We start from the raw sequence: 2,978 nt of genomic DNA on the forward strand, positions 1-2,978 counted from the left end.
TCGATCATCCACTCGTTGCCGGGCTTGAACATATGGGCGAAGCGGCCCTGCATCTTCAGGTACTCCTCCACCGGCAGCTTATTTCTAGGCTTGTAGCTGAGGATGTACTTGCCCTCGACCACCTCATACAGCGGCCACACGCAGGTCTCCACCGCCATCTTGGTGACCTCCATCAGCTTCTCGCTGGGATACCGCCACCCGCGGGGGCAGGGCGCCATCACGTTCAGGAACGCCGCGCCGGGGGTGTAGATGGCCTTGTGGGCCTTCTCCGTGATGTCCTTGAAGTTCCCGATGAATGTGGTCTGGGCCACATAGGGGATGCCGTGGGCCACCATGATCTTCGTCAGGTTCTTCTTCTGCTGCATCTTGCCGGGGATCACCTTGCCCTGAGGGGTCGTGGTGGTGTCGGCGAAGTGGGGGGTGGAGGAGGAACGCTGGATGCCGGTGTTCATGTACGCCTCATTGTCGTAGCACACATACACCATGTCGTGGCCCCGCTCCATGGCGCCGGACAGGCTCTGGAAGCCGATGTCGTACGTGCCGCCGTCGCCGCCGAAGGCGATGAACTTGTACGTGTCATCGATCTTGCCCCGCTTCTTCATGGCCCGGTACGCCGTCTCCACGCCGGAGATGGTGGCCGCCGCGTTCTCGAAGGCGTTGTGGATGAAGCTGTCCTTCCAGGCCGTGTAGGGATACATGAAGGTGGAGACCTCCAGGCAGCTGGTGGCGGAGCACACCACCGCCTTGTCCTCCGGGTCCAGGGCACGCAGCACCGTCCGCACCGCGATGGGAGAGCCGCAGCCCGCGCACATTCTGTGGCCGCCGGACAGGCGGTCCTCTTTCATCAGATTTTCTTTCAGACTATATGCCATGACTGTTTTCCCTCCTTATTCCCGGACGTCCAGGTAGCGATAGGTCTCGCCCACCTGGCCGGTGGCCGCGATCTTCTCCAGCTCCGCGAACACGTGCTGGATGCTCTCCACCCGCACGTCGCGGCCGCCCAGGCCGTAGATGTAGTTGATGCCCTTGGGGCCGCTGATGCCGGCGGCATACAGGCTGGCTGTCACCTCCGCGAACATGGGGCCGCAGTGGGCGTTGAAGCTGTCGTCCTTGTCCATCACGGCGAAGGCCTTCACGTTCTTCAGGGCCTCGCAGATGTCCTCGCTGGGGAAGGGACGGAAGGAGCGGACCTTGATCTGGCCCACCTTCTTGCCCTGGGCCCGCAGCTCGTTGATGGCCTCCTTGGCGGTGCCGGCGGAGGAGCCGATGATGACGATGGCCTCCTCGGCGTCGTCCATCATGTAGGTCTCGATCAGGCCGTAGGTCCGGCCGGTCATCTCGCCGAACTCCTTGCCCACCTTGCGGATGACGTCCTTGGCGTCCAGCATGGCCTGGGCCTGCTGACGCTTGGCCTCCATGTAGTAGACGGGGGTGGCGTAGGCGCCCACGGCCATCTTTTCATCCTTGTTCAGCAGATAATGGTCCGGCTTGTACTCGCCCACGAACTCCTTGACCTTCTCCGTCTCCACCAGCTCGATGTTCTCGATGGCGTGGGAGGTGATGAAGCCGTCCTGGCACACCATGATGGGCAGGCTCACCGCCTCCGCGATCCGCATGGCCTGCAGGTAGTTGTCGTAGGCCTCCTGGTTGGTCTCTGCGAACAGCATCAGCCAGCCGGCGTCCCGCACGCCCATGGCGTCGGAGTGGTCGTTGTTGATGTTGATGGGGCCGGACAGCGCGCGGCAGGAGACGGCCAGCGTGATGGGCAGCCGGTCACTGGCCGCCACATACAGCATCTCCGTCATGTAGCACAGGCCGCAGGAGGAGGTGGCGGAAATCGCGCGGCAGCCCGCGGCCTCCGCGCCGATGCAGGTGGACATGGCGCTGTGCTCGCTCTCCACCGCGATGAACAGCGTGTCCACTTCCCCGTTGTCCACGTATGTAGAGAAGTACTGGGGGATCTCCGTGGACGGCGTGATGGGATACGCGCCCATCACATCCGGGTTGATCTGCTTCATGGCATAGGCCACTGCCTCATTGCCGGAAAGTCTTTCTCTGATTCCCATTGTTCCTTCCCCTCCTTATTTCTCGTCCTTGACCATGGTGATGGCCCCGAAGGGGCAGGTGTTGGCGCAGATGCCGCAGCCCTTGCAGAAGAAGTAGTCGAAGTCCTCCCGCTTGCCCTCCTGGTTCACCGGGATGGACATATCCGGGCACACCGGCGCGCACAGCAGGCACTGTTTGCACTTGTCCCAGTCGATCACGGGCTTCATGGTCCGCCAGTCGCCGGTCTCCACCACGCTGGACGTGCCGCCCTCATAAATGTTGCAGCCCGGGGTGATGTCCTTCCAGGTCACGTCCGGGGTCATATCCTTTGCCAGATGGCTCATCCTACCTGCACCTCCTCCAGAGATCTCTTCAGCGCCCGCATGTTGCCCTCGATGACCTGGGGCTTGCTGGCGAACTTGTGCTTGAAGGAACCCTCCATGTCCTTGATGAACTCCTCCTCGCCGATGACGCCGCTGACCTTCACGATGGCGGCCAGCATGGGGGTGTTGGGGAAGTTCTTGCCCAGCTCCTCCTCGCTGATCTTACCGGCGTCGATGGTGCACACACGGCCCTCGTAGCCCTTCAGCAGGGGCCGCAGCTCGGCGGGGGACTTGCTGGAGTTGATGACGATGGCGCCTTCCTTCTTCAATCCCGCCGTCACGTCCACGGCGGAGAGCAGGGTCTCGTCCACGACCACCACATAGTCCGGATAATAGATGTTGGAGTGGACGGTGCTCCGTTCCGAGCTGATCCGGTTGTAGGCGGTGATGGGTGCGCCCATGCGCTCGGGACCGTACTCCGGGAAGCCCTGGACATACTTGCCCGTGTTGAACGCCGCGTCCGCCAGCAGCAGCGAAGCCGTCTTCGCGCCCTGGCCGCCGCGCCCGTGCCACCGGATCTCTACGATGTCTTTCATGCTTGATCCTCCT

The 2,978-nt window shown here is 62.6% G+C and carries 4 protein-coding genes; all 4 read right to left on the minus strand.

Annotated elements, in window-relative coordinates:
• A partial coding sequence (locus tag H9X91_RS13955; RefSeq protein WP_204805864.1) for a thiamine pyrophosphate-dependent enzyme occupies positions 1–872 on the minus strand: 872 nt, incomplete at its 3' end.
• Positions 873–887: 15 nt separating this feature from the next.
• The gene (gene porA, locus H9X91_RS13960) at positions 888–2,066 is read right to left on the minus strand and encodes a pyruvate ferredoxin oxidoreductase (protein WP_204805865.1); all 1,179 of its coding nucleotides are present in this window, start codon (positions 2,064–2,066) and stop codon (positions 888–890) included.
• Positions 2,067–2,081: 15 nt separating this feature from the next.
• Positions 2,082–2,390, minus strand: a complete 309-nt coding sequence (locus H9X91_RS13965) for a 4Fe-4S binding protein (protein ID WP_204805866.1) — start codon at positions 2,388–2,390, stop codon at positions 2,082–2,084.
• Positions 2,387–2,965 carry a 2-oxoacid:acceptor oxidoreductase family protein gene (locus tag H9X91_RS13970; protein ID WP_204805867.1) on the minus strand — a complete coding sequence of 193 codons (579 nt, stop codon included), beginning with the start codon at positions 2,963–2,965 and terminating at the stop codon, positions 2,387–2,389. The genes H9X91_RS13965 and H9X91_RS13970 overlap by 4 nt, the downstream gene beginning before the upstream one ends.
• Positions 2,966–2,978: the final 13 nt, after the last annotated feature.

The sequence above is a fragment of the Oscillibacter valericigenes genome (genome assembly GCF_016902445.1).
Taxonomy (GTDB): Bacteria; Bacillota; Clostridia; order Oscillospirales; family Oscillospiraceae; genus Oscillibacter; species Oscillibacter avistercoris.

What these genes read in the sequence shown, in the direction of transcription:
- porA (WP_204805865.1), bottom strand. Translation starts at nt 2,066, where the DNA reads ATGGGAATCAGAGAAAGACTTTCCGGCAATGAGGCAGTGGCCTATGCC.
- H9X91_RS13965 (WP_204805866.1), bottom strand. Translation starts at nt 2,390, where the DNA reads ATGAGCCATCTGGCAAAGGATATGACCCCGGACGTGACCTGGAAGGAC.
- H9X91_RS13970 (WP_204805867.1), bottom strand. Translation starts at nt 2,965, where the DNA reads ATGAAAGACATCGTAGAGATCCGGTGGCACGGGCGCGGCGGCCAGGGC.